The organism is Phaeobacter sp. CAU 1743, assembly GCF_039839315.1.
GTDB classification, from domain to species: Bacteria; Pseudomonadota; Alphaproteobacteria; order Rhodobacterales; family Rhodobacteraceae; genus Phycobacter; species Phycobacter gallaeciensis_A.
Map to the genome: position 1 here is coordinate 1 of NZ_JBDOQR010000049.1, position 16,219 is coordinate 16,219.

At 59.6% G+C, this 16,219-nt stretch carries 25 protein-coding genes and 1 tRNA gene; 20 read left to right on the forward strand and 6 right to left on the reverse strand.

Annotated features, from left to right (window positions below):
* Window positions 1-291: 291 nt before the first annotated feature.
* Window positions 292-990, forward strand: a complete 699-nt coding sequence (locus AAFO90_RS17260) for a hypothetical protein (protein WP_347510155.1) — start codon at window positions 292-294, stop codon at window positions 988-990.
* A gap of 38 nt (window positions 991-1,028) precedes the next feature.
* Here the strand turns inward: AAFO90_RS17260 and AAFO90_RS17265 are convergent, their stop codons facing one another.
* Both AAFO90_RS17265 and AAFO90_RS17270 read right to left on the reverse strand, forming a co-directional pair.
* On the reverse strand, window positions 1,029-1,352 hold the full coding sequence (locus AAFO90_RS17265; RefSeq protein WP_347510156.1) for a hypothetical protein: 324 nt from the start codon (window positions 1,350-1,352) through the stop codon (window positions 1,029-1,031).
* Window positions 1,349-1,564 carry a hypothetical protein gene (locus AAFO90_RS17270; RefSeq protein ID WP_347510157.1) on the reverse strand — a complete coding sequence of 72 codons (216 nt, stop codon included), beginning with the start codon at window positions 1,562-1,564 and terminating at the stop codon, window positions 1,349-1,351. Before AAFO90_RS17270 ends, AAFO90_RS17265 begins: the two co-directional genes overlap by 4 nt.
* 107 nt (window positions 1,565-1,671) lie before the next feature.
* Between AAFO90_RS17270 and AAFO90_RS17275 the strand changes: the two genes are divergently transcribed.
* The 14 genes from AAFO90_RS17275 (at window position 1,672) to AAFO90_RS17340 (ending at window position 7,180) form a co-directional block, all read left to right on the forward strand.
* Complete coding sequence (locus AAFO90_RS17275; protein WP_274829641.1) at window positions 1,672-1,932, forward strand: helix-turn-helix transcriptional regulator; 261 nt, start codon at window positions 1,672-1,674, stop codon at window positions 1,930-1,932.
* 320 nt (window positions 1,933-2,252) lie between these two features.
* Window positions 2,253-2,522, forward strand: a complete 270-nt coding sequence (locus tag AAFO90_RS17280) for a hypothetical protein (RefSeq protein WP_347510158.1) — start codon at window positions 2,253-2,255, stop codon at window positions 2,520-2,522.
* 237 nt (window positions 2,523-2,759) lie between these two features.
* Window positions 2,760-2,999, forward strand: a complete 240-nt coding sequence (locus AAFO90_RS17285) for a hypothetical protein (RefSeq protein ID WP_347510159.1) — start codon at window positions 2,760-2,762, stop codon at window positions 2,997-2,999.
* A 2-nt stretch (window positions 3,000-3,001) separates the two neighbouring features.
* Entirely contained in the window at window positions 3,002-3,397 is a 396-nt protein-coding gene (locus AAFO90_RS17290) for a hypothetical protein (RefSeq protein WP_347510160.1), read from the forward strand.
* A 99-nt stretch (window positions 3,398-3,496) separates the two neighbouring features.
* A complete protein-coding gene (locus tag AAFO90_RS17295; protein WP_347510161.1) occupies window positions 3,497-4,186 on the forward strand; it encodes a hypothetical protein in 690 nt (229 codons plus the stop codon).
* A gap of 64 nt (window positions 4,187-4,250) precedes the next feature.
* Window positions 4,251-4,874, forward strand: coding sequence for a hypothetical protein (locus tag AAFO90_RS17300; protein WP_347510162.1), 624 nt, complete (start codon window positions 4,251-4,253; stop codon window positions 4,872-4,874).
* 24 nt (window positions 4,875-4,898) lie between these two features.
* Complete coding sequence (locus tag AAFO90_RS17305; protein ID WP_347510163.1) at window positions 4,899-5,111, forward strand: hypothetical protein; 213 nt, start codon at window positions 4,899-4,901, stop codon at window positions 5,109-5,111.
* Between the two features lie 24 nt (window positions 5,112-5,135).
* Complete coding sequence (locus tag AAFO90_RS17310; RefSeq protein WP_347510164.1) at window positions 5,136-5,336, forward strand: hypothetical protein; 201 nt, start codon at window positions 5,136-5,138, stop codon at window positions 5,334-5,336.
* Window positions 5,337-5,361: 25 nt separating this feature from the next.
* Window positions 5,362-5,604 carry a hypothetical protein gene (locus AAFO90_RS17315; protein WP_347510165.1) on the forward strand — a complete coding sequence of 81 codons (243 nt, stop codon included), beginning with the start codon at window positions 5,362-5,364 and terminating at the stop codon, window positions 5,602-5,604.
* A gap of 159 nt (window positions 5,605-5,763) precedes the next feature.
* Window positions 5,764-5,979, forward strand: a complete 216-nt coding sequence (locus tag AAFO90_RS17320) for a hypothetical protein (RefSeq protein WP_347510166.1) — start codon at window positions 5,764-5,766, stop codon at window positions 5,977-5,979.
* Window positions 5,980-5,996: 17 nt separating this feature from the next.
* A complete protein-coding gene (locus AAFO90_RS17325; RefSeq protein ID WP_347510167.1) occupies window positions 5,997-6,329 on the forward strand; it encodes a hypothetical protein in 333 nt (110 codons plus the stop codon).
* 24 nt (window positions 6,330-6,353) lie between these two features.
* Complete coding sequence (locus AAFO90_RS17330; RefSeq protein ID WP_347510168.1) at window positions 6,354-6,647, forward strand: hypothetical protein; 294 nt, start codon at window positions 6,354-6,356, stop codon at window positions 6,645-6,647.
* A 19-nt stretch (window positions 6,648-6,666) separates the two neighbouring features.
* Entirely contained in the window at window positions 6,667-6,981 is a 315-nt protein-coding gene (locus tag AAFO90_RS17335; RefSeq protein WP_347510169.1) for a hypothetical protein, read from the forward strand.
* A gap of 16 nt (window positions 6,982-6,997) precedes the next feature.
* The gene (locus AAFO90_RS17340; protein WP_274829649.1) at window positions 6,998-7,180 is read left to right on the forward strand and encodes a hypothetical protein; all 183 of its coding nucleotides are present in this window, start codon (window positions 6,998-7,000) and stop codon (window positions 7,178-7,180) included.
* An 81-nt stretch (window positions 7,181-7,261) separates the two neighbouring features.
* Here the strand turns inward: AAFO90_RS17340 and AAFO90_RS17345 are convergent.
* Together AAFO90_RS17345 and AAFO90_RS17350 are read right to left on the reverse strand one after the other, a co-directional pair.
* Window positions 7,262-7,348, reverse strand: a tRNA-Leu gene (locus AAFO90_RS17345).
* A 170-nt stretch (window positions 7,349-7,518) separates the two neighbouring features.
* The gene (locus AAFO90_RS17350) at window positions 7,519-9,150 is read right to left on the reverse strand and encodes a peptidoglycan-binding domain-containing protein (RefSeq protein WP_347510170.1); all 1,632 of its coding nucleotides are present in this window, start codon (window positions 9,148-9,150) and stop codon (window positions 7,519-7,521) included.
* A gap of 133 nt (window positions 9,151-9,283) precedes the next feature.
* Between AAFO90_RS17350 and lipB the strand changes: the two genes are divergently transcribed.
* Window positions 9,284-9,967, forward strand: coding sequence for a lipoyl(octanoyl) transferase LipB (lipB, locus tag AAFO90_RS17355; RefSeq protein WP_347510171.1), 684 nt, complete (start codon window positions 9,284-9,286; stop codon window positions 9,965-9,967).
* A gap of 367 nt (window positions 9,968-10,334) precedes the next feature.
* Here lipB and AAFO90_RS17360 read toward each other — a convergent pair whose 3' ends face one another.
* Entirely contained in the window at window positions 10,335-10,757 is a 423-nt protein-coding gene (locus tag AAFO90_RS17360; RefSeq protein ID WP_274832745.1) for an HIT family protein, read from the reverse strand.
* A 241-nt stretch (window positions 10,758-10,998) separates the two neighbouring features.
* Here AAFO90_RS17360 and AAFO90_RS17365 point away from each other — a divergent pair, with 241 nt between their 5' ends.
* The 3 genes from AAFO90_RS17365 (at window position 10,999) to AAFO90_RS17375 (ending at window position 14,322) form a co-directional block, all read left to right on the forward strand.
* Window positions 10,999-12,702, forward strand: a complete 1,704-nt coding sequence (locus AAFO90_RS17365) for a cytochrome c oxidase subunit 1 (RefSeq protein ID WP_065271198.1) — start codon at window positions 10,999-11,001, stop codon at window positions 12,700-12,702.
* A 160-nt stretch (window positions 12,703-12,862) separates the two neighbouring features.
* Window positions 12,863-13,357, forward strand: coding sequence for a DUF2244 domain-containing protein (locus tag AAFO90_RS17370; RefSeq protein WP_347510172.1), 495 nt, complete (start codon window positions 12,863-12,865; stop codon window positions 13,355-13,357).
* 209 nt (window positions 13,358-13,566) lie between these two features.
* Window positions 13,567-14,322: a prephenate dehydrogenase gene (locus AAFO90_RS17375; protein WP_347510173.1), complete on the forward strand. Its 756-nt coding sequence runs from the start codon at window positions 13,567-13,569 to the stop codon at window positions 14,320-14,322.
* Between the two features lie 77 nt (window positions 14,323-14,399).
* Here the strand turns inward: AAFO90_RS17375 and AAFO90_RS17380 are convergent, their stop codons facing one another.
* Window positions 14,400-14,873, reverse strand: a complete 474-nt coding sequence (locus tag AAFO90_RS17380) for a GatB/YqeY domain-containing protein (protein ID WP_065271200.1) — start codon at window positions 14,871-14,873, stop codon at window positions 14,400-14,402.
* Between the two features lie 181 nt (window positions 14,874-15,054).
* Here AAFO90_RS17380 and carA point away from each other — a divergent pair, with 181 nt between their 5' ends.
* On the forward strand, window positions 15,055-16,218 hold the full coding sequence (carA, locus tag AAFO90_RS17385; RefSeq protein ID WP_347510174.1) for a glutamine-hydrolyzing carbamoyl-phosphate synthase small subunit: 1,164 nt from the start codon (window positions 15,055-15,057) through the stop codon (window positions 16,216-16,218).
* Window position 16,219 lies beyond the last annotated feature (1 nt).

Sequence of the window (16,219 nt, forward strand, 5' to 3'; positions counted from 1 at the left end):
TGACACTGGAAACCGTCGCCGCGATTTGCGACACTGCTCCCATGGACCCGGCGGAAATCGCCGCCCTGTAATTGCGGCCGAGCTAAGGCCGAAGAACAAAGTTACACCAGTTCCCGGGACACAATCGCGTGATGAAATCTGTTTAGCCGCTGCGATACACAGCGGACATTCAATGCGTGGTTGATCGCAGCGCGTGAAACGGTAGTTTCGACCTCGGCAAAGCTGCCGAACGCCCTTGCAGCAGTTACGTCAGGGGCGGACAAAACCGCATTGATAGAAGGCCATACGCACATGAATTTCGCGTCAAACACTTTGAAAGCTCCAATTTTGCTTGGAACTTTGGCGGCTGTTTCCGCCTGCAACGTCGAGACCCACGCAGAAATCTACACTTCCGACGTCTACGCTGTTCTTGAAACCAAAGAGGCGCTTGAAACTCCGCTGACCCTTGCGTTTGAGGCGGGCAGCGAGAGCGGCTGTCAAAAAGCGGAAACTCAGCTCAAAGGACCGCTTGAGCGGGCATTCGGGCGCGCCGACTTCATCGGCTGCGTCAATATCGGCTATGACAAATACGGCAAATTCCGCGTGCCGGTGGACCTTGTCGGACAGACCGGCGGTGAGAAAGCGACCGTCGCGAAGCCGATGCACATTGCGGCCACATCCGGGGACGACGGATTTGTTCGGGTCGAATTTGTCTTCAATCGTGAGGAAATGATCGCCTTGGCCGATTCCATTCCCGAAGAGCTGACCCGCTATCTGAGTGAAAAACCCGATATCATCCTGTCCGCGACCATCGCCAACGACCTGAGGCAAGATATCAACGTAACCGTGGTTGACGTGTTTGCGGACGGAAAGCCGCTGAAATCCATGACGGATTACAACCTCCCGCGTCGGGGCGAGGTCAACATTGCCCTTTCCGATGTTGGCAACGCCTCTTTTGGTCAGAGCGAGACAACGGCTCTGATCGGCTGGCTTCCAGCTCAGACAGAGTAGGCCATGCTCAATTCCCGGCGGATATGTCAGCGCAGCGGTCACGCTGCCACCTCGACAGCCTGCCCGAAGAACTCAGGCGCGCCGGGATCTGTCAGCATGACAAGCAAGGCAATATGGCTTGCGGGGGCGGTCACCGCCCCCCACCAGTTCAGCGCGGTCTGAAAGCTGACGTCGCAGAACAGCGCAACCTCGCGCGGGCTGTTGAAGCGGGCTCGGAAGTAGGTCGACCAAAGGTCAGGCGCGCACGACTTTAGCGCGTAGGGCTCAAACTTATTTGACCAAGACTTTTGCCCAGCGCCACGCGCATCATCGCTGCATGGCAGATCATTGTTCACAATCAGGGTCAGGCGCGGGCGGCTCATTGGACCTCTTCCTTCACGGCTTCGGGATGCCCTCGAAAGAGGTGTTCTGGGACTTGGGTCCCGTTGTCAGCGCAGAACTTGCGAACCTTCCAAAACCAATGCGCAGGGAAAACGCCCTCTTTTTTCGCACGGCTGACGAGTTGCGCAGAAAAGCCCGTTGCTTCCTGGAATCTCTGCCGATCAACTTTTTCGAGAAAATCTTTAAGTGTCATGTCGCTTCTCAGTGTGCCTGGCACCCACAAAACTACGCATTTTGCGTATCATGTAAATACGCAAATTGTTCAGTGCCGCAAATTGCCTCAGCCGGTAGATTGTTCCCATGCTAGAAGAACAAGAAGACCATATCGAAGCTGTTGCGGCACGGCTTAAGCGCGTCCGTGAAGTTCTCGGCCTGTCAAAAAAAGAGTTTGCCGAACGGGCTGGTCTTACCGAACAGACATACGGTCCCTTTGAAAACGCCAGGCGGGAGCTTTCCCTCACGGCAGCCAAAAAACTGCGTAAGCGTTACGGCTTGCCGCTTGAGTTTATGTATTTTGGAAAGATCGAGGATTTGCCGACGAGGATTTCCAAGGATCTTTGATCTAACCCATCGGTAAGGTCAGCCCAAAAATCCAACGGCAAGCCAGATTGCCTGCGTGCGCGCTTGAGTAACGCCAAAGTATTGTGGTCTTCGTAATTCATGCTCAAGTATCCGAGTACTTCATAATCTCCACTCCCTCCACGCGCAAATATCGGTCCCCATCCCGTCACACGCTACCGTGTGTCTCTCTGCTCACGCCCGCACAGGGCTACACACTCACACATCGCAGAAATTGAAAATATGCAATTTGCGTACTTTTCTTATTGACATACGCAATTTGCTTAGTCTACCAATGAATCATCAACCTGATGGAGGATTGAATGCAAGATATCACCAAGACCGCCCGGCAGATCGCCGGTTCGCCTGAGGATTACCTCGACGAAATCCACCTGTTCACGTCGGCATGGGCTGCCATGAAGGCAGCACGGGGTCAGGGGTTCAACCCTTCCCGCCTTCGGGCAGCGCACCTGATCGACAGCCCCGCGCCGTCGCCGGAGCCGACGCAACAGACCCTTGATCGCGTCGCGCAGAAGGCCCGCGAAATCATCGACGCCAAGGGCTACCAGCCCAAGCGCCGCCATGTGGCCTGATCGACCAGACCGCATCGCCCTGCCCCGTATCGCCGTCGAGGCGGTGCCGCACAGCAGGACGCACCCACGGGCGCCGCCCGCCCCCAGATAGCCGGATAGCGGCGCGTGATTTCGGAGGATTGCACGCGCCGTTTTTCTCGAGGTTTCGCGCCCTTGCGCAGGGGCGCGGATCAGCGCGGGCGGTGCAATCCTCCATCCCTACACTGCCCGCGCACAAATTTCAGAAGGGACGAAATCATGGCAAATGACGCGAAAACACTGGCCGAAGCCCTCGCGCGGCGCACCGCAGCAGAGCGGCGCGAAACGATGGCAAACGCTGTGATCGAGGGGAACGGCAGTTATCCGATCCTCGCCCCCCTTCGGTCACTTGTCGAGATCCAGTTGCACGGCATCACTGCGACCGGTTGGGGTGAAGATCAGGCTATCGAGAACTGGATCCGCGCCGCCGATCCGCAGCTTGCCGGTGTAGAGGCTTAACGATGGCGCTCCCCAGCCGTCAGAAGCTCTATTCGGTCGCACAGGACATGCAGAGCCGCGATGTGTTCGGGCAAGCGATCCTGTTGCAGCAGCTCGGTGGCCGGGTTTTCCCTGCCAGCCCCCATGCGAGCGACCGTTTCGATTATGACGCGATGCAATGGCACGTATCGCTGCTGGGCATCATCGGGCGCGGCCCGGATCTGGCGGACGCCTTGGCCGACTGGCTCAAGACTGCCCGGCTCTACCACCGGACAGACGACACCCGACGCGCGACCGACGGGCGCCCTGACTGCCCTTACAACGGCCAAGCGCCGTTGCCTGAAACACTCCCCGATGCTGAGGCCCGAAACCTGCCAAAGCACCGACTGGCCGGGGGCGCTGCTCCCGGCCCCTTTTGAACACCCGCGGGCAGGCCCCGCATCCCCTGGGCGCGGCAAAGCCCACCACTCACGAAAACCCGCCGCGCCCCAGGGAATGAATTTGCAAAGGTGACACCCATGGCAAAGATCCTGATAGGTTGTGAAACCAGCGGCATCGCGCGGCGCGCCTTTGAGGCCCGCGGGCATGACGTGTGGTCCTGCGATATCGAGGCGGCAGAGGATGGCTCAAACCGCCATATCCGCTGCGACATTCGCGATGGCATCCTTGATGAGGGTTGGGACCTTTTGGCAGTCATGCACCCGCCTTGCACGCGCCTGTGTCGATCTGGGCGCCGCTGGATGAGCGGCCCTGGAAAATGGACCATGCCGCGCCAGCTCCCCAAGGGGCGCACCTGGGCCGAAATGCGGGCTGAGTTTGAGGAAGGTGTCAGCGTCTTTGCCGCGTGCTGGAATGCCCCGATTGAGCGGGTCGCGATTGAAAATCCGGTAATGAATGACCTGGCCAAGGACCGGATGCCGACCGACCTGCCCGCGCCCCATATGGTCCAGCCATTCTGGTTCGGAGAACCGGCGTACAAGGCGACAGGCTGGTATCTGCGCGGCCTGACACCATTGGCGCCGACAGATCCCCTGAAAGAGCCGGAGCGCGGCTCTGATGAATGGAAGAAATGGAACCGGATTCACCGGATGCCGCCCAGCGCGGAGCGCGCACGCCTGCGCAGCCGCTCTTTCCCCGGAATGATGAACGCCGCAGCCCATCAATGGGGCGATCAGGCGTCCAGCCAATACGCGGCCGCAGCCGCTTAACCAGCGCCGCTTTCTTACCCCCTCAGAGCGCCCAGCGCTTTCTTACAAACCAATGGAGGCCGATATGACAGACAAGCCGATCTTGTTCAGCGGCGATATGGTCCGCGCACTGCTGGCAGGCAGTAAGACCCAAACGAGACGCGTGATCACAAAGCAGGCAGCACATGATGCGCTGGCAACCTTTGGCCCGGAGTTCCTGCGTCTGCCGGGAAATCGCGACCTTTTGCCGATCAACGTCGTACCTGGTGACCGCCTGTGGGTGCGCGAGACACATGCGCTGACCAACAAGCACGCCTACCGACTGAGTGTCGGTGTGGATCAGCGCGTCAACCCAGCCAACGACTATGACGCCGCAGTCTACCGGGCTTGCTTCGACCGCAGCACCGGCGGTCTGCGTTGGCGCCCGTCGATTCACATGCCTCGCTGGGCATCCCGACTGACGCTGACCGTAACGGGCATCCAGGTCGAGCGATTGCAGGGGATCTCCCGCGAGGATGCAGTCGCCGAAGGTTGCCCAGGCTTCGTTTCCCAAAATGGTGAGGATGGAGAGGCGCCGGAGGAAGCGTTTCGCACCCTCTGGGATAGCCTGAACAAGGATCGCGGGTTCGGCTGGACAGCTAACCCATGGGTGGTCGCATACACATTCACCGTTAGCAGCCAAAACATAGACGCGGCGCAGGCCGCCTAATCCAGAAACCGCCGGAGGTCACACATGGGCCTGAAATTCGCCGCCCAATACCTAGCCACGGTCGCCAACGACAAATGCAGCGGCGATCCACGTGAACCCTTTGTTGCACTGATGGCCGCCGCAGCAATGGCTGGCCACATCATCGAGCGTACGCCCGAGGAAATGCACGCTGCTCTCGATCAAGTGATGGATATCGCACAGGCCGCTTTGCTCGAAGCAACCGAAACCAAACAGTAGTCCACCTAACCCCCGGAGGCCGATATGACGATGAAAATTTCCAAACTGATTGCCTGCTTGCGAGCGGCCCAGGAGAAGCACGGCGACCTGCCGGTCTACACCTTCGACAGCGACATCAAGGCCGTCGATGTGGCCGCGTGTCGGGATGGTATCCAGCGCACCACCGATGGGGTGCCAGACGAAGAGCCGAACGAACTCGTTATTTCGTTCGTGCCCTGTAACTGAATACAGAAACCGCTCCGGAGGCACCATGAGCGAACAGATCAAAACACTGCTAGCGTCAGCATCTGCGGCAGGATCGGCTGCGACTGATATGGTCGAATGTGCGCGAGACGGATCAGTTAGCGCATTTGGCAGTATCGGATCAGGGGAAACACTGATCGCCTTGGCCGATGCGCTGCGGCTTCTTCTGGATGCAACATCTGGCGAAACAGAAGACGAGAACCAGCTGCATGGCGCGGTCGTGCGCTTCCTCGATTCCCAACCCAGCTAACCCCGCCCAGGAGGATACAGTGCGAAGCCGCCCATTCTTGCCGCTCCAGATGATCCTGTTTGGCAACCGTTTCAGGAGCCGAAGGCCGCACCACAAACGGCTGCGGAATCAACTCGCAATGAACCGGCGCAAAAAGCGCAATCCCGCCAGGAGAAACCTATGACCACCCCTAAAGCCGATCACTACCTCGAAGCCCTTACCCCCAGCGGCGACACTAAAGCAGAGTACATGGGGGAGTTCAGCATGGGCTTTCCCGAATTCGATGAAAACGGGGAAGAAGTGACGCGCACAATCAACGTCCCGTGGACAACGATCAAAGATATCATGGCCGCAGTACGCGCCCGCGCAGAGCGGCGCGCAACCGCCGAATCCTAAAATCCCCGGAGGCACCTATGAGCGACACAGACAGCCCGGAATGGCCGCGCGAAATCTGGATGGCAGAGCGCGACGAACACGATCAAGGCGTTGTCTCTGCGGTCTTGTCCGAACATGCAACCGTGGCCCGATGGGAAGGCGACAAAGAGCGCGACCGAGATTTCCACAGATACATCGACGCTGACATTCACGATACCTCGGAGCGCTACTACGAGGCAAAGCTCGAAGAAATGCGGGCGCGGATCAAAGCGCTGCGCGGCTGGATCGAGGATGAAGCTGCTGATCGCGGCGATGCAGATGCCGAATACGAAGTCCACCGACAGTGCGCGTTCGCACTGTCCGAACTCTGAAACCAGAAACCGCCGGAGGAAAGAATGATCGACAAATTTGTGAGCCCAGAATCGCCGCCAGAGGGCCTTGACCGCGAACTACTGACCATTTTGGCAGAGGAATGCTGCGAGGTCGGCCAGCGGGTCAGCAAGGCGCTGCGCTTCGGATTGATGGAGGTCCAGCCGGGGCAACCGCTCTCCAACGCTGAGCGCATTGCTTCGGAACTTGGCGATCTGCTCGCAACGGCCGAAGAGCTCAACGACGTTATCGACTGGCAGATCGTGGAAAACGCGAAGGCCGCAAAGCGCGAAAAGCTCGCCCGATACCTACAGTCCTAAAGCCGCAGGAGGCACCGATATGGTTGAGAAAATGGACCGCACATATCCCGCCGTTCAGGCCTTCCTTGACCGGCACGTCATTCAGCAGATGGCGGAAAGCGGCGGCAGCTTTGGGCCGCTCGAGACCTGCTGGGGCCTTTCTTGGTTCACGAATGACTGGATCACCAAAGACATAGCGCGGGCCCTTCTACGCGATCTGACCGACCGAGGCTTCTGCTATTTCAGCAGGGGTCTATTCAATGAGGGCGGACAGGTCGCAGGGGCCGGATACGGCCTCACCAAGAAGGGACTCGAATATTACGAACAGCTCTGCCCGAAGGCAGAGGCCACCTAGCCCGGAGAAACACACCATGAGCGAACAACCTATCTATGTGCCGGTGTCCGATTCCAAGAAAGTGTTCTCGGTTTCCCGTGACACGATCTATCGGGCTGCGAAAAAAGGTTTCATCACGATTCACAAAGCGCAGGGCCGGTCACTTCTGAAAGTGTCTGAGGTGTGCGCCTGGATCGAGGGCAGCGAGAAAAGCGCATAATCGCTTGTGGGGCTATTTGTGGGCCTGACAACAGGCCGCAATCAACAGCGTCAATAAATACAGCTACTTATGGGAAAGTTTTGGTGCGGTCGAGAAGACTCGAACTTCCACTCCGGTTAAGGAACAGCGACCTCAACGCTGCGCGTCTACCAATTCCGCCACGACCGCACTGCCTAGGCTTGGTGTAGGGGCGTATAGACGAGCCGCCTGGTGATGTGAAGAGGCAAAATGCCGAAATTGACATCTTGCCTCTTCGAAAATTTGTGACCGCTGAAACGAGACTTCAACTGGTACGCAATCGCCCGGTTGACTGCCCCTTTCCGCAGTGGGATCGGAGATCAGTTGTTCGAGAATGTTGGCAAGGCCGCCGCGGCGCCTGAGGCAGGTACGGGTTGCAGTTGGCCGGAACCACCGAGTTGCGCAGCCGCCGCCTTGATCAGACCAGCGCGCTCCGGCTGGCCGGGCGAGAAGACCGCTTCGGCGCCATTTTCCAGGGCCGTGACAGCAACGGCGTACCAATCCTGCGCCGCAGGAACGGATTTGGCTGCACCGAACCCCTGCGACATGTGGTGGCCGATCAGCTCGGCGTAGGGGCGTTTGCCGATGGCGACCATGATCAGCGCCGATCCCATCGCGATATCCAGCTTGTCTCGGCGATAGCCCGAGAACATGCAGACGGCCGCCGTGTTGGCCAGCTGATCAATCGACATGTTGGATTGCAGCACGAACTTTTGCACATCTGCCATGACGGCCTGACTGTTGTCAGAGTCCAGTCGCGCCAGGAAAGGCTGGATCGCCGGGGCAAAGGAATCGCACTGGCTGTCGACCTGCGCCGAGGTCACATTCGTCAGGGTCGCCACGATGGCTTCGCCGGAATTCATCGCATAGGAGCGCGCGATGCAGAACTGCTCGCCCAGCGCGAGGTCAGGGTCCGTCATCGTCGACACGGTCATATAGCCGCCATTCGAATTGGTCAGCAGGCTGACCTTGCTGCAATGACTGGCCAAAGAGGCCGTCTGTGCCGCCTGCGAAGGCGCGTTGAAGGTCGGGATCGCTCCGAGCGCCTGACCGCCGGCCGATGCCATCACCGTGCCGCCCTGCTGCGACGCAGCCGGAGGTGTTGCAGGCGCCGGGGCTGCGGGTACCGCCTGCCCTGCCCCCTGGCCCGAGGCCTGCATCGTATCATTCATGCGGCACACGCCCTGATGGCAGGAGAAGCTCGCCGTCGTGACACCGCGCGCCATGAAATCGTTGCGCTGGTACCCCTGCGGGGTCGAGGCAAAGACCATGACCGAACAATGCGAGGCGCCGCACCAGAAAGAGCTGCCCGAAACGGAGGTGTCGATCAGATAATCGTTCTTGCCGTCGCCGTTGATGTCCGCCAGCTGCATGAACCCGGAGCGCTGCAACAGTTGTTCGGCGCTCGGTTCGGCAGAGGCGGCGATTTCGTCGACAGCATCGCTGACCTCGATCGGCAGCCCGGCATAGCCGGTGCTGGCGCTGCGCACGCCTGCGGCCTCATCCCGCCAGGTGTGCAGCAAGCCGCGCACGCCGTTGGGGCCTTGCATCGCCTTGATTACCTGCGGGCCACCGATCTGGGCACGATTATAAGATGAGACCAGAAAATCCCGTTCATAGGCGGTCAGCTGACCGGTTGCCGGAAAACCCATATGGACCTGGTACTGGCTGATCGCAGTCCGGGACCGACGCCCCATGACGCCATCCGGCGTACCCGCCGGGAAGCCGAAGTAGTTGAGAGAAGCCTGCGTTTCACGGTTGTGCGCCCGCGTGGCCGAATAGCCTTGGCTGACGGTGCGGCGTTTCTTGTTGCGGTTCACCTCATTGACGATGGCGCCGCCGACAATGCCGCCCAGAAGAGCGGCCCCAAGATTATCAGCAGCAACGGGGCCAGAAGGGGCAGATAGAAACAGGGTCGCCGCAAGCGCGGTCTTGATCGGGGTACGGAACATGAAACAGGCCCTCTATTGAACAACAAAAAGAATCGTTGCAAATAGGATACCCTGAAAATGCTGATTTTCTGCAGATTTTTTCCTGCAGCATTGGACTTCCATTTTCCTAAAACTCCATCAGAGGTGCCCTGCAATGGTTGACTGGATCACATCCGACACCCCCGTCGATTATCAGGAAGCGACCGATTTCATGGAGGCGCGGGCCGCAGCCATCGCCGCAGGCGAGGCAGATGAATGCATCTGGTTGCTCGAACATCCGCCCCTTTACACTGCCGGAACCTCGGCGCGGGTGGAAGACCTGACCGACCCAGAGCGGTTTCCGGTCTACCCGTCGAAACGCGGCGGGCAATATACCTATCACGGCCCCGGTCAGCGGGTTGTCTATGTGATGCTGGACGTGGGTAAACGCGGCCATGATGTGCGCCGTTTTGTGCAGCAGTTGGAAGACTGGGTGATCCGCGCGCTGGCGGAGTTCAACCTGACCGGACACATCCGCTGCGGCCGTGTCGGCGTCTGGATCGAACGCCCGGACAAACCGCGGACCGCGGCCGGAGAAATCGCAGAAGACAAGATCGCCGCGATCGGGATCCGCCTGCGTAAATGGGTGAGTTTCCACGGAATTTCGATCAACGTGGAACCGGATCTGGAGCATTTCACCGGAATCGTGCCCTGCGGCATCACGGAGCATGGCGTCACAAGTCTGGTGGATATGGGCCTGCCCGTCACCATGGCCGATGTCGATGTAGCCCTGCGCCGCAGCTTCGATGAGGTCTTCGGGGCAGAGGCCGCCGCCAACGGGGCTTCCTGCTCCGCCTGAACCCAGGATTGCTGCCCCCGGCGTGATCGAGCAAAACATTCCAAATCAGTGTGAGGTCGGCACAGTCACAGGAAGTGACCGCTTTGCCACCTTATATTGACTGTCAGGGAAGCCGCGTCGGCAGACCAATGCAATGGAGATCCGCCCAATCCCACCAATGTGTTGTGTCCCCGTCCCCAGAAGGCTGGCCGAAGAACCAGAGGCAGGAGGCGGGCATGGACGGCCATCTTAAGCAGAGGCAAAACGCCTGACCAGCACCCGGTCGGTCCGCCCCCCGGAACAACGCCCAGTTTTCGGTCGAGTTAATATTCGCCGCCGCCCTTCAAAAAGATGCGGCAGCGATGTCGTTCAGCATTGCATCAGCCGGTCAACCGGCGACCGCATCCCGGATCTTGGCCGCGTGCTCCTGGATCTGCTCCATGTCGCCCATTTTGCCCGGCGGGCGCAGCTTGTCGCCTTCCTTGCGCGGCAGCACGTGGAAATGCAGGTGGAACACCTCTTGCCCACCTGCGGCCTCGTTGAACTGCTGGATGGTGACACCGTCCGCGTCAAAAGCCTTGAGCACCGCGTGGCCCATTTTCTGCACGGTCTGCATGACGGCCGCCAGTTGCTCGGGGCTGGCATCCAGAACGTTACGGCAGGGTGTTTTCGGGATGACCAGCAGGTGCCCATCTGCCCGGGGCATGATATCCATGAAAGCGAGAGTATGATCATCTTCATAAACCCGCGCCGAGGGGATTTCCCCGCGCAGCAATTTTGCAAAGATATTGTCAGAATCATAGGCGGGCATCGGCTGTCTCTCCATCCTTAGCGGTCTCCCGGTTTTGCGCGCCGGGCTGGCGCAGGTCTAACATTGCCGATCCGCGATAGGAATGCCCCCCAGAAAAGCCACCCCCCGCGACAATTATTCTTGATCCAGATCAAACTCCGCCATTGAAGGCCCTTTAAGGGCGCTCTAAAACCAACATCGAGTCTAGGCCGCCCGGAAACCCTCCCAGTGGCCTTAAGTTTTGCAACAGGAGGCACCTTAAATGGCAGACGCAGCCATTCATGGTCACGGCCACGAAGACGAGCGCGGTTTTTTCACCCGCTGGTTCATGAGCACGAACCATAAGGATATCGGCATTCTCTACCTGATCGTTTCGGCGCTTGCAGGTTTCATTTCCGTCGCGTTCACCGTGTTCATGCGGCTTGAGCTGATGGACCCCGGCGTTCAGTACATGTGCATGGAGCACCTGGACAAAGGTCTCATCAGCGGCTTCTTGAGCACGATGGCGGCATCTGTTCCGGGCGAATGTACCCCGAACGGACACCTCTGGAACGTTCTGATCACCGCGCACGGCATCCTGATGATGTTCTTCGTGGTCATCCCGGCACTGTTCGGCGGTTTCGGCAACTACTTCATGCCGCTGCAGATCGGCGCGCCGGACATGGCGTTCCCGCGGATGAACAACCTCAGCTTCTGGCTCTACGTGGCTGGTACCTCGCTGGCGGTTGCCTCGGTGCTGGCACCGGGCGGCAACGACCAGATGGGTTCTGGCGTGGGCTGGGTTCTCTACCCGCCGCTGTCGGTCAATGAAGGCGGTTTCTCGATGGATCTGGCGATCTTCGCCGTCCACGTTTCGGGTGCCTCGTCGATCCTCGGCGCGATCAACATGATCACCACCTTCCTGAACATGCGTGCCCCCGGCATGACCCTGTTCAAGGTGCCGCTGTTCTCCTGGTCGATCTTCGTTACCTCCTGGCTGATCCTGCTGTCCCTGCCGGTTCTGGCTGGCGCCATCACCATGCTGCTGATGGACCGTAACTTCGGCTTTACCTTCTTTGATCCCGCAGGCGGTGGTGACCCGATCCTGTACCAGCACATCCTGTGGTTCTTCGGCCACCCGGAAGTGTACATCGTGATCCTGCCGGGCTTTGGTATCATTTCCCACGTAATCGCGACCTTCTCGAAGAAGCCGGTCTTCGGTTACTTGCCGATGGTCTGGGCGATCATCGCGATCGGTGTTCTGGGCTTCGTCGTCTGGGCGCACCACATGTATACCGTTGGTATGTCGCTGAACCAGCAGGCCTACTTCATGCTGGCAACGATGGTCATCGCGGTTCCCACCGGGGTTAAGGTCTTCTCCTGGATCGCAACCATGTGGGGCGGCTCCATCGAGTTCAAAGCGCCCATGATGTTCGCTTTCGGCTTCCTGTTCCTGTTCACCGTTGGTGGTGTGACCGGTGTGGTTCTGTCGCAGGCTGCCGTGGACCGTGCCTATCACGACACTTACTATGTGGTTGCTCACTTCCACTACGTGATGTCGCTGGGTGCTGTCTTCGCGATCTTCGCAGGCATCTACTTCTACTTCGGCAAGATGACCGGCAAGCAGTACTCCGAAATCGGCGCTCAGATTCACTTCTGGATGTTCTTCATCGGTGCAAACCTGACCTTCTTCCCCCAGCACTTCCTGGGCCGTCAGGGCATGCCGCGTCGTTACATCGACTATCCCGAAGGCTTCGCCTACTGGAACAAGATCTCGTCCTACGGCGCGTTCCTGTCCTTCGCATCCTTCGTGTTCTTCTTCGGTGTCGTGATCTACTCGCTGCTGCGCGGCGCACGTATCACCCAGAACAACTACTGGAACGAATATGCCGATACGCTTGAGTGGACGCTGCCTTCGCCGCCGCCCGAGCACACCTTTGAAATCCTGCCCAAGCAGGAAGACTGGGATCGTTCCCACTCCCACTAAAAGGTGGATGGCACAGTAAAACGAAAGGCCCCGGAGCATCTGCTCCGGGGCCTTTTTTCGTAGCTTCAATCTTGTCTTTTGCGACAAAGCGCGCCTTGAAAACCTTCGCGCCGGGACCATAATTCAAAGCTCTATCCACTCCCTACATCCTGCTCGTCTCATGCCCTACAACTGGACCCACGCCGACAGCGCCGCAGAAGGCGATGCTCCTCGAGAGTTGCACCTGTGGCCGCATCAATCCCTGCCCGTAGAAGGCTACGTGCGGTTTCTGGCCCTGACTGCCGTTCTGATTTCGGTGCCCCTGCTGCCGCTACTTGGATCCTTCGTTCTTTGGGGGCTTTTACCGTTTCTTTTGATCACCCTCTTCGGCATGAAATGGGCGCTGGACCGCAGCCGACGCGACCGGCAGATCCTGGAGGTCCTGACGCTGGGCCCCGAAGAGGCCCGGCTGGAGCGCACCGGCCCCCGCGGCGGACACCAAAGCTGGCATTGCAATCGCCATTGGACCACCGTCCAACTGCACGCCCACGATGGACCAGTGCCCAATTACGTGACCCTGCGCGGCGGTGGCCGGGAGGTCGAGATCGGTGCCTTCCTGTCCGAGGATGAGCGCAAGGCGCTCTATGACGACCTGCAATCGGCACTGCGGGGCTGAGCCTGCTGAAATCGGGTTTTGACTTTCCCCGGTCCGCGGGCTACTCAGCCTGCATGTGTAAAACGACGCCTCTTTTCAGCACCGTTTATTATCCGCTGTTTCCATAACGGCGGCCGCATACACCTGTTTTGATGTTCACCCGCCGCGATCCGGCGGTCAGCAGCAGCATCAGACACTCCTCCGGTATCGTGGCCCACCGGAGCGTTTCGATGACTTCAATGCCTCATATCCACACGGTTGGCCTGATCGGCTTTGGCCAATTCGGTAAGCTGATCGCCCGCCACCTGTCGCCGCATGTACCGCTCGTGATTTGCGATCCAGCCCTACCACCAGACGCCATCTCAGGACCGAACCAGAGCGTCGGCGATCTGGCCGCGACCGCTGGTTGCCCGTTGGTGATCCTCGCGGTGCCGGTTCATGCCATCGGGAGCGTTTGCAGTGAGCTCCGCCCATACCTTCAGCCCGGCGCCATTGTCGCGGATGTCGGGTCGGTCAAGCTGGAGCCGGTACAAATCATGCAAAGCCGCCTACCGGATCATGTCGACCTCGTGGGCACCCACCCTCTTTTTGGCCCGCAAAGCGCCCGCGCTGGCCTCGCTGGTCACAAGATTGCCCTTTGCAACATACGTGGCAGGTCTCACCTGCCCCTGGCGGCCTTTCTCAGAACGGTGTTGGGCCTACAGGTGATTCTGACCACCGCCGAGCAGCACGATATTGAGGCCGCCACCGTTCAGGGGCTGACGCACCTAATTGCCCGGACCCTGTCCGACATGGGCCCCCTGCCCGCCCGAGTGACGACTGCCAGCTTTGACCGACTGGTCGAAGCGGTGCAGATGGTTCAGGGGGATCCCCCTGCCGTCTTTGCCGCAATTGCAGAAGCCAATCCCTTTGCCGCAAAGGTACGCGAAGATTTCCTGCGCAAGGCCGGGGCCGTGGTCGGCGCTCTGGATGCCGAACTACCATAAAAGCAAAAAGCCCGCAGCGATGCGGGCCTTTTTACGCACTCAATTTTTCGCGGCGAATGCCCGTTCCGGCAGCTGCCTCAGCAGCCGCCTTCAGAGCACAGCTCGTCCTTGACCATCGGGCCGACAAGGCCGAAATCGACCTGCCCGGTGTATTTGGACTTCAGAACGCCCATGACCTTGCCCATATCCCGGATCGAGGCCGCACCAGTGTCGCTGACCGCGCTCTTGACCGCGCTGCGGATCTCTTCTTCGGTCAGCTGTTTGGGCAGGAATTCTTCGATGATGGTAATTTCCGCCAGCTCCCGCTCAGCCAGGTCCAGACGACCGCCCTCTTCATAGGCGCGGGCGCTTTCGTTGCGCTGCTTGGTCATCTTGCCCAGAATCCCGAGGATTTCAGCATCGCCGATACTGCCTTCCTCACCATCACCGCGCGCGGCGATTTCCTTGTCCTTGATCGCGGCATTGATCAGGCGAAGCGTTGCCAGCCGTTCGGCTGCCTTGTCTTTCATGGCCTGCTTCAGGGCCTGATTGACCCGTGTACGCGTATCCATTTTCTGTACCCATCCCCATGGCATCGGAATTCGGACGTTTATCCAATTGAAAGCCGCATTTCAAGCGCGCGCTCTGACGCCCTTTGCCTGCAGGCTTTGTCGCGCCTGTGCGCAGCGCTCTTGACCCGCTCTGAACCACCCCCTACAAGCCCTTGAATTTCACCTCATGGAGAGTCGTGTCATGGCCGATACCGCACCGTCCAAGCCAACCGCGTGCCTTGCGCTTGCTGATGGAACCGTCTTTTACGGAACCGGGTTCGGCGCAACAGGACGAACCGTGGCCGAGCTGTGTTTCAACACCGCGATGACCGGCTATCAGGAGATCATGACCGACCCGTCTTATGCCGGGCAAATCGTGACCTTTACCTTCCCGCATATCGGCAACACCGGCGTCACTCCCGAAGATGACGAAACCGGCGATCCGGTTGCGGCTGGCATGGTGGTGAAATGGGATCCGACGCTGGCCTCCAACTGGCGCGCCACCGAAGAGCTGAAAGCCTGGCTGACCCGCACCGGACGCATCGCCATCGGCGGCATCGACACCCGGCGCCTGACCCGCGCGATCCGCCAGCAGGGCGCTCCGCATGCGGCACTGGCGCATGATCCGGAAGGCAACTTCGACGTGGAAGCATTGGTTGCAGCCGCCCGTGGCTGGTCCGGTCTGGAAGGTCTGGATCTGGCCCAGGACGTCACCTGCGCCCAAAGCTATCGCTGGGACGAAATGCGGTGGGCCTGGCCCGAAGGCTATACCCGTCAGGAGGCCCCCCAGCACAAAGTTGTCGCCGTCGACTATGGCGCCAAGCGCAACATCCTGCGCTGCTTGGCCTCTGCGGGCTGCGATGTGACCGTTCTGCCTGCGACGGCCACGGCCGAAGAGGTGCTCGCCCATAATCCTGACGGAGTGTTCCTGTCCAATGGCCCTGGCGATCCGGCGGCCACCGGCGCCTATGCCGTGCCGATGATCAAGGCGATACTCGACACCACCGATCTGCCCGTCTTTGGCATCTGCCTTGGACACCAGATGCTGGCGCTGGCGCTGGGTGGTAAGACGGTCAAGATGAACCACGGCCACCATGGGGCGAACCACCCGGTGAAAGAGCATTCCACCGGCAAGGTTGAGATCACCTCGATGAACCACGGGTTCGCAGTAGACGCGCAGTCCCTGCCCGAAGGCGTGGAAGAGACCCACATTTCGCTCTTTGACGGCTCCAACTGTGGCATCGCCATGACCGGGCGCCCTGTCTATTCTGTACAGCACCACCCGGAGGCAAGCCCCGGTCCGCAGGACAGTTTTTACCTTTTCGAACGTTTTGCGGAAGCCATGGCGACTCGCAAGGCTTCGTAAA

What these genes read in the sequence shown, in the direction of transcription:
- AAFO90_RS17260 (WP_347510155.1), top strand. Translation starts at nt 292, where the DNA reads ATGAATTTCGCGTCAAACACTTTGAAAGCTCCAATTTTGCTTGGAACT.
- AAFO90_RS17265 (WP_347510156.1), bottom strand. Translation starts at nt 1,352, where the DNA reads ATGAGCCGCCCGCGCCTGACCCTGATTGTGAACAATGATCTGCCATGC.
- AAFO90_RS17270 (WP_347510157.1), bottom strand. Translation starts at nt 1,564, where the DNA reads ATGACACTTAAAGATTTTCTCGAAAAAGTTGATCGGCAGAGATTCCAG.
- AAFO90_RS17275 (WP_274829641.1), top strand. Translation starts at nt 1,672, where the DNA reads ATGCTAGAAGAACAAGAAGACCATATCGAAGCTGTTGCGGCACGGCTT.
- AAFO90_RS17280 (WP_347510158.1), top strand. Translation starts at nt 2,253, where the DNA reads ATGCAAGATATCACCAAGACCGCCCGGCAGATCGCCGGTTCGCCTGAG.
- AAFO90_RS17285 (WP_347510159.1), top strand. Translation starts at nt 2,760, where the DNA reads ATGGCAAATGACGCGAAAACACTGGCCGAAGCCCTCGCGCGGCGCACC.
- AAFO90_RS17290 (WP_347510160.1), top strand. Translation starts at nt 3,002, where the DNA reads ATGGCGCTCCCCAGCCGTCAGAAGCTCTATTCGGTCGCACAGGACATG.
- AAFO90_RS17295 (WP_347510161.1), top strand. Translation starts at nt 3,497, where the DNA reads ATGGCAAAGATCCTGATAGGTTGTGAAACCAGCGGCATCGCGCGGCGC.
- AAFO90_RS17300 (WP_347510162.1), top strand. Translation starts at nt 4,251, where the DNA reads ATGACAGACAAGCCGATCTTGTTCAGCGGCGATATGGTCCGCGCACTG.
- AAFO90_RS17305 (WP_347510163.1), top strand. Translation starts at nt 4,899, where the DNA reads ATGGGCCTGAAATTCGCCGCCCAATACCTAGCCACGGTCGCCAACGAC.
- AAFO90_RS17310 (WP_347510164.1), top strand. Translation starts at nt 5,136, where the DNA reads ATGACGATGAAAATTTCCAAACTGATTGCCTGCTTGCGAGCGGCCCAG.
- AAFO90_RS17315 (WP_347510165.1), top strand. Translation starts at nt 5,362, where the DNA reads ATGAGCGAACAGATCAAAACACTGCTAGCGTCAGCATCTGCGGCAGGA.
- AAFO90_RS17320 (WP_347510166.1), top strand. Translation starts at nt 5,764, where the DNA reads ATGACCACCCCTAAAGCCGATCACTACCTCGAAGCCCTTACCCCCAGC.
- AAFO90_RS17325 (WP_347510167.1), top strand. Translation starts at nt 5,997, where the DNA reads ATGAGCGACACAGACAGCCCGGAATGGCCGCGCGAAATCTGGATGGCA.
- AAFO90_RS17330 (WP_347510168.1), top strand. Translation starts at nt 6,354, where the DNA reads ATGATCGACAAATTTGTGAGCCCAGAATCGCCGCCAGAGGGCCTTGAC.
- AAFO90_RS17335 (WP_347510169.1), top strand. Translation starts at nt 6,667, where the DNA reads ATGGTTGAGAAAATGGACCGCACATATCCCGCCGTTCAGGCCTTCCTT.
- AAFO90_RS17340 (WP_274829649.1), top strand. Translation starts at nt 6,998, where the DNA reads ATGAGCGAACAACCTATCTATGTGCCGGTGTCCGATTCCAAGAAAGTG.
- AAFO90_RS17350 (WP_347510170.1), bottom strand. Translation starts at nt 9,150, where the DNA reads ATGTTCCGTACCCCGATCAAGACCGCGCTTGCGGCGACCCTGTTTCTA.
- lipB (WP_347510171.1), top strand. Translation starts at nt 9,284, where the DNA reads ATGGTTGACTGGATCACATCCGACACCCCCGTCGATTATCAGGAAGCG.
- AAFO90_RS17360 (WP_274832745.1), bottom strand. Translation starts at nt 10,757, where the DNA reads ATGCCCGCCTATGATTCTGACAATATCTTTGCAAAATTGCTGCGCGGG.
- AAFO90_RS17365 (WP_065271198.1), top strand. Translation starts at nt 10,999, where the DNA reads ATGGCAGACGCAGCCATTCATGGTCACGGCCACGAAGACGAGCGCGGT.
- AAFO90_RS17370 (WP_347510172.1), top strand. Translation starts at nt 12,863, where the DNA reads ATGCCCTACAACTGGACCCACGCCGACAGCGCCGCAGAAGGCGATGCT.
- AAFO90_RS17375 (WP_347510173.1), top strand. Translation starts at nt 13,567, where the DNA reads ATGACTTCAATGCCTCATATCCACACGGTTGGCCTGATCGGCTTTGGC.
- AAFO90_RS17380 (WP_065271200.1), bottom strand. Translation starts at nt 14,873, where the DNA reads ATGGATACGCGTACACGGGTCAATCAGGCCCTGAAGCAGGCCATGAAA.
- carA (WP_347510174.1), top strand. Translation starts at nt 15,055, where the DNA reads ATGGCCGATACCGCACCGTCCAAGCCAACCGCGTGCCTTGCGCTTGCT.